Annotated in this window: 6 protein-coding genes; 5 read left to right on the top strand and 1 reads right to left on the bottom strand. The window is 65.4% G+C overall.

Going from position 1 to position 5,850, the window contains the following annotated elements:
* Positions 1-426: 426 nt before the first annotated feature.
* From ACFFC4_RS21860 to ACFFC4_RS21880, 5 genes are all read left to right on the top strand, one after another.
* Positions 427-750: a hypothetical protein gene (locus ACFFC4_RS21860; RefSeq protein WP_375504817.1), complete on the top strand. Its 324-nt coding sequence runs from the start codon at positions 427-429 to the stop codon at positions 748-750.
* A gap of 591 nt (positions 751-1,341) precedes the next feature.
* Entirely contained in the window at positions 1,342-1,680 is a 339-nt protein-coding gene (locus ACFFC4_RS21865; RefSeq protein ID WP_375504819.1) for a hypothetical protein, read from the top strand.
* A 76-nt stretch (positions 1,681-1,756) separates the two neighbouring features.
* The gene (locus tag ACFFC4_RS21870; protein WP_375504821.1) at positions 1,757-2,155 is read left to right on the top strand and encodes a DUF4192 family protein; all 399 of its coding nucleotides are present in this window, start codon (positions 1,757-1,759) and stop codon (positions 2,153-2,155) included.
* A 72-nt stretch (positions 2,156-2,227) separates the two neighbouring features.
* Positions 2,228-3,241: a DUF4192 domain-containing protein gene (locus ACFFC4_RS21875; RefSeq protein ID WP_375504823.1), complete on the top strand. Its 1,014-nt coding sequence runs from the start codon at positions 2,228-2,230 to the stop codon at positions 3,239-3,241.
* Between the two features lie 87 nt (positions 3,242-3,328).
* A complete protein-coding gene (locus tag ACFFC4_RS21880; protein ID WP_375504825.1) occupies positions 3,329-4,357 on the top strand; it encodes a DUF932 domain-containing protein in 1,029 nt (342 codons plus the stop codon).
* Between the two features lie 116 nt (positions 4,358-4,473).
* Here the strand turns inward: ACFFC4_RS21880 and ACFFC4_RS21885 are convergent, their stop codons facing one another.
* A complete protein-coding gene (locus tag ACFFC4_RS21885) occupies positions 4,474-5,550 on the bottom strand; it encodes a CHAT domain-containing protein (RefSeq protein ID WP_375504827.1) in 1,077 nt (358 codons plus the stop codon).
* Positions 5,551-5,850: the final 300 nt, after the last annotated feature.

The following is a 5,850-nucleotide window of genomic DNA, read 5'->3' on the forward strand; positions in this document are numbered from 1 at the left end:
TGCAGGGTGGGGAATTACGCCGAGCAGAACTGGGGAAATTCAGCGAGCGCCATCAGCCCGCACCTGTCATCCGCATTCCGGCTCCATCTCGGTCGAGCGCCTACCCGGCGATCATCACCCCGACCACCGAGGTGAGCAGGGAGCGTAACCGGCGCTGACGACGTTCGCCTGTCGCGGATTGCCAAACCCACGACAGACACTCGCCGGGTCGAATAGCACAGATACCGTCGGGCCGTGGACAGCGAAGAGCGGTACGGACTAACGAGGTGATGGTCACGTCTCGACTACGCGGTCAAAGAGCTAACCGCAAGCAGTGGACAACCAGCCGACGATAGGGATGCTGTCGGAGATGCTGCTGTCCGCTTTCTCGAGTCGCTATATGCCCTGTGGGAGCATTGGGCGCGCCAAGATGTCGCTCGACGCAAGATGGCTGGCCAGGACGACGCCGTTCGAGGCGACGCGGGAGCTGAGCTCGTAGCTGCGTTGATCTGTGCACGCGGAGCCGTGCCACATGAACTGGTCGAGTTCGTCGAGCGGGCAGGCGACACCTACGGATCTGGGCGGTTCGGATTCGGCACCTATGGCCAGGGCTACTGGGCCTGGCGAAGCTACGCGAACCTGAAACAGGGCTACGCCGACCGGAACGCCTGGTATGCGGCTCGAGTGGCGCAATTCCCGATCGCAATCGTCGCGGTTACCGCGCATGAGTGGATGAAGCGACAACGAGAGCTTGGAAGCAGCGAGCTGTGATTGGCGCCCTCGTTAGACGGCCGCACGGTGGGCTGGCAGCTGCAAGCGCGCCAATACCGACTCATTGCCGAATCCGTGCGACCGACAGCTCCCGGCGCCACCGGCAAGCCACTCGGAGTGGCGCCAGAGGACCTGGCCACGATCTCGCCGTGGTTCGACTTCACCAACGCACGAGAGGCAATACCGGGTCTCGCCCTCGGCCCTCGCGCTTCCGGTCGCGGGGTCTTCGGCCCCGTCTTCCGCTATCAGTATCTGCATGTCCCACCCAATGCGAGCAACAGAGAAGTCCTGGACCTGCTCAACCGAGAAACCAATCGGCTGGAACAACAGGCTATTTAGCTTCAGACAATGGCGCGCTTGCCTTGTTGTACAACGTATAGGTACAATGGAATTACCGCGTTAGGAGACGTGCGCCATTGAATAGGCCCTGACTACGCGGTAACAACTCGCATTCGACCGTCACAGCTCGCTCGACTGCGTAATCCGACTTCGACGCGAACGCCAACATGGTGAGACCCGCTCGAAGATCAACCCAGGCCCGGCGCCGCATCAGCGGAGTCGGGCCTGCTTGCGTTCAGGGAGGAATCCAGGATGTTCCGCACAATGGTCACGGCACTCACCAAGATCAAGGCAGCGGCGAGAAGACTCGTGAAGGCCGCACTCGACCGGGTCGAGAAGATCACCCGGCGGCTGTGGCAAGAGCACTCGCATCGCATGAAAAGCGACGCCAGCTACGCCGCGGCCGCTGCGGTCGTCCTCGCCAGCTGCTTCGGCGCGGTACCTGCCACGGAGGCTCTTGCCGCGGTGGTGGCCATGCTGCTCGGGGTCGCCATGTCGAACCGCCGCAGCTACAGCCGGCCCACGTACGACCAAGGGGTGAGCCGCTGGAACACCAACCCCGACTGGGACGCGGAGATCGGCTTTGCCTGAAGTCTCCAAGTACGCACAGCACCCAAGCCCTCGACCAGCCGGTCGAGGGCTTTGTTTTGTTCCAGGGAGAACACCCATGCATGACACCACGCCACTGCACGTCGCCAGCCCCGACGACCTCGTCCAGGCCGTGCTGCAGATGATCGGCAGCACACCGCACGAGAGCCTCGTACTCGTCGGCATCGACGACACCACGATCACGGCCACCGTCACCGTCGATCTACCCGCTATCGCCCTGCCCGGCATCCTGCCGGCGCTGGTTCGCAGCGTCGCCCGCAGCTCGGCCACCGGCGTCATCGCGCTGGTGTACAGCACCACCGCCGCGAACACCGCGGTGCTGGTCGAACCGCTGAGCGTGGCATCGGACTGGGCTCGGCTCGAGTTGCTCGCCGCGCTGCGCGTTGACGACGGTGCGGTCCGGCCGCTCGCCGCCATCAGGCAGGTCGCTCAGCGCCGGAAGCGAGCGCGCCGCTGACGACCTCGACCCCGACCTACCTACGCCCTAGCGACCCCGGCTGGGGCTTCGTAATTTCCGAAGGAGAACAGCATGAACACGACCGACCCATCCGCACTGCGCATCACCGGACCAGGCGAGCTACTGGCCGCGATTCCTCATTTCCTCGGGTTCCACCCGATCGACTCACTGGTGATCATCGGCCTGGCCAGCGGCCGCCTGGTGGTGACCGCCCGCATGGACCTCGCCGACGCCGAGGACGACCAGCTTCTCGGCGACACCCTCGAGGCAATGACCCGCGGCGGCGTCACCGAGATCACCGGCGCCGTCTACGTCGGCACCAAACACGACACGGAGGGGCGACCGCATCCGGCGGTCATCACGCAACTCCGCCAGCAATCCGATGAGCACGGCATCGAGCTGCTCGACGTCTTCATCGTCGTCGGGAACCGGTGGTGGTCCGAACTGTGCGACGACGCCGTCTGCTGCCCGAGTGAGGGCAACGAGCTGCCGAGCAGGCCGACCGCGTTCACCACCGCCTCGGTGGTCGCCGGCGTGGTCGTCGCACCGACGCGAGAGGCCATGGCCGACCGGTTCGCGCCCGCGCCCAACCGGACCGACCTGCAGGCGCTCATCGACGAGGCCGAGAACGCGACCACCGCGGCGGTGCTCGAGGGTCGGGCCGAGCGACATGACAGGTCGGTCCAGCGGGCGATGTTCGCCGCGGCGCAGGTCGCCAAGCGCGGGGTGTACCCAAGCGACATCGACGTGGCGCGTTTCGTGGTGGCTCTGCGCCAAATCTCCGTCCGCGACAGCTACTGGCTCAAGATCGACACCCGCGGCTTCGACGGGCAAGCCCTCTGGCTGAACCTCGCGCAGCGAGCTCCGAGCCCCTACGACGCGGCGCCACTATTCCTGTACGCCTGGCCGACGTGGCGCTCAGGCAAGGGAGCCCTCGCGTCCATGGCCGTCGAACGGGCCCGCCAGGCGGACCCGGACTACAGCGCCGCCAACATGCTGCACGAGCTTGTCTGCCACGGTGTCGACCCGCGGCACTTCCCCAAGCTGCGCCCAATGACGTCACGCACCGAACACACCATCGCCTGACCTGCAACACCCACGTCGGTTCCGCCGACACACCGAGCCCCTGGCACCCGCCAGGGGCTCTTCTGCATTCTGAAAGAGAGCACCACTATGTCTCACGAGCTCGAACAGTTCAGCGACGGCACGACCGCCTTCGCCGCCGGCCACAACGTCGACGCCTGGCACCGCCTGGGAACCGTCCTACCCGACGGCCTCACCGCCGAGCAGGTCATGACCCACGCCAAGCTGGGCGGCTGGGACGTCGCCAAGCAGCCCGTCAGCACCACGCTCGTCGACGAGCACGGGGTGTCCACCATCGAGGTGGCCGGCAAGTTCATCACTGTCCGCATCAACCCGGCCACCAGGCGGCGCGAGATCATCGGCGGCCAGGAGCACAACGGCATCGTGGGCGAGACCTACCAGCCGTTCCAGAACGAGCGTCTCACCGAATACCTCCAGGCGCTCACCGACGAGTCGGGTGCGACGTTCGACACCGCGGGCTCTATGCGAGGCGGCGCCGACGTGTTTGTGACCATGAAGCTGCCGACCTCGATGATGATCGGCGGCGTCGACGCGGTGGACATGAACATCGCCGTGCTGAACAACCACACCGGGGATCGGGCCATCACCGGCCTGCTCACCCCGGTGCGGGTCGTGTGTGCCAACACCCAGCGCGCGGCGCTCGCCAACGCGGCGGGCACGTTCAAGATCAGGCACACCGCGAAGGCCGGCAACCGGGTGCGGGAAGCCCGCGAGGCGCTCGGGCTCACGTTCCGCTTCGTCGAGCAGTTCGAGCAAGCGGCTGAGCGGATGATCAACGAGGCTATGGCGCTCGACGACTTTGAGAAGGTCTGCGCCGAGATCTGGGAACCGGCCAGGGACGCGAAGCAAGGACGCAGCAGGACGATCGCGGCCAACCGAGAGACCGAGCTGCGAAAGCTGCTGCTGTCCGGTGGGAACAACGAGCAGATCCGCGGCACCCGTTGGGCCGGGTACCAGGCCATCACTGAGTACTTGGACCATGCCGCACCTGTGCACGGCAAGACCACCAGCGAGAAAGCGACGAACAGAGCTCTGCGCTCGATCAGCGGCTCTGTGTCAGATACGAAGACGCGGGCGTTCGCCCTGCTGTCGGCGTAACCGGGGTGGCTGGGCTGGCCGCGCACAACGGCCAGCCCAGCCAGGGGGCCACGAAGCCAAATGAGGCCTGCGTTGTGGAGAAGTAGTACTCCGACGGGCGCGCCTGGATCTCTGCTCTAGGCGTCTGGAACGGCAACAAGATGGACCAGCATTGGTTCGACCCCAGGTTGACTAACCAGAGTCGGGAGGTCGGAGTCAGTCATGCCGTCGAACTCCATCTGCACCCGTGCTGCTGCGCACGCGCTCCCGACCGATTGCCCCTCAGCGATCGCTGAATAGAACCGGGCGGCGAACGACATCGCGTCAGGGTCTCCAATGCTCGCCGACATGCCGATCCCGATTGGTACGACCTCGAGAAGTCCCGCGAGATGGCCCTCTGAGCTGCAGGAGTTGAGCACCACTAACAGGGGCGGCTCGTCGACGGCACCTAACGCGCGCGCGAACGCAGCCGCGCCCACGACCTGACCAGGGTTGTCGCTACTGGCATCCGTGTCGAACAGCAGCTCTTTCTGCGAGCTGTGACCTGAGAAGTGCAAGATGTGGGGCCGCACGCGAGCAAGCCCATCCAGCAGATCAGAAGTGGTGGCTGCGGGCATGTGCTCGATTTGCACTAGATCCCGCAGGGTCGCCGCCCGTACTCCGGCCTTCACTCGTCGGATCTCTTTGTCCACCCGAAGGTCGCCCTCGGACGACGCGGTCAAGTACAGGATTCGCAACGTCTCCTTCTTGGGTGGCCTCAGCTCAGCGATCTGCTCGGCCAGCCGGCGCTCACTCGACGAGAGCAGCCCTGCGGTACGGCTACGTTCCTGACGCAGGGTGGCCTCCCGCGCCTGGCGTGCGGCTGCTTCCGCGCGGGCACGAGCGCGGGCCTCGTCGGCGGCCTGCCGCGTCAACGCAGCAGAGAGCTCCTTGACCAATACCGCGTCCTGCTTGCTGCAGTCCGCCAACTTCTTGCTTTCCTCGGCGATCTTGCGCCCTTCCGCAAGCGCGACCTTCTCGGCACTACTCGCAGCCCTCAAATGGGATTGAACCCCCGACGGGGTAGACGCCTTGGCTGCCTTCTCCCGGTAGCCCGCCGCCTCGATGTCCTTCTTCGACTGCTTGGCCCGTGCCTCATAGATGCGTCGTTCGATCGCTGCGCGTTTCTTGGCTTGCTCGTCTTGCTTGCGACGAATCTGGTCTGGGGTGCTCATAAGGCTCCATCCTCGGGGTGGTCGCGTACTCCGACCGGCGCACCACTGTCTCCCGCAGGTCTGACAGAAATGCTGCATTCGGCCCCCACCACAAACGAGCGTTATGCGGGAGGGCTCGACGACATGCCCGTGAAGGCCAGGATCACGCCGATCCCGGGGTAGAGCACGCCCCGCTTCAGTCCCAGATTCAAGCTCCCGCATTCGGTTCTCGATGCGGGACTTCGTCATGCCCGGACCCGGGCAACCGGTTGTGCCCCGCGGGGTGGTGTAACTCGTTCGCGTGTAGTTCTGCGTTGTTGC

It is taken from the genome of uncultured Jatrophihabitans sp. (genome assembly GCF_964244045.1).
Classification (GTDB): Bacteria; Actinomycetota; Actinomycetes; order Mycobacteriales; family Jatrophihabitantaceae; genus Jatrophihabitans.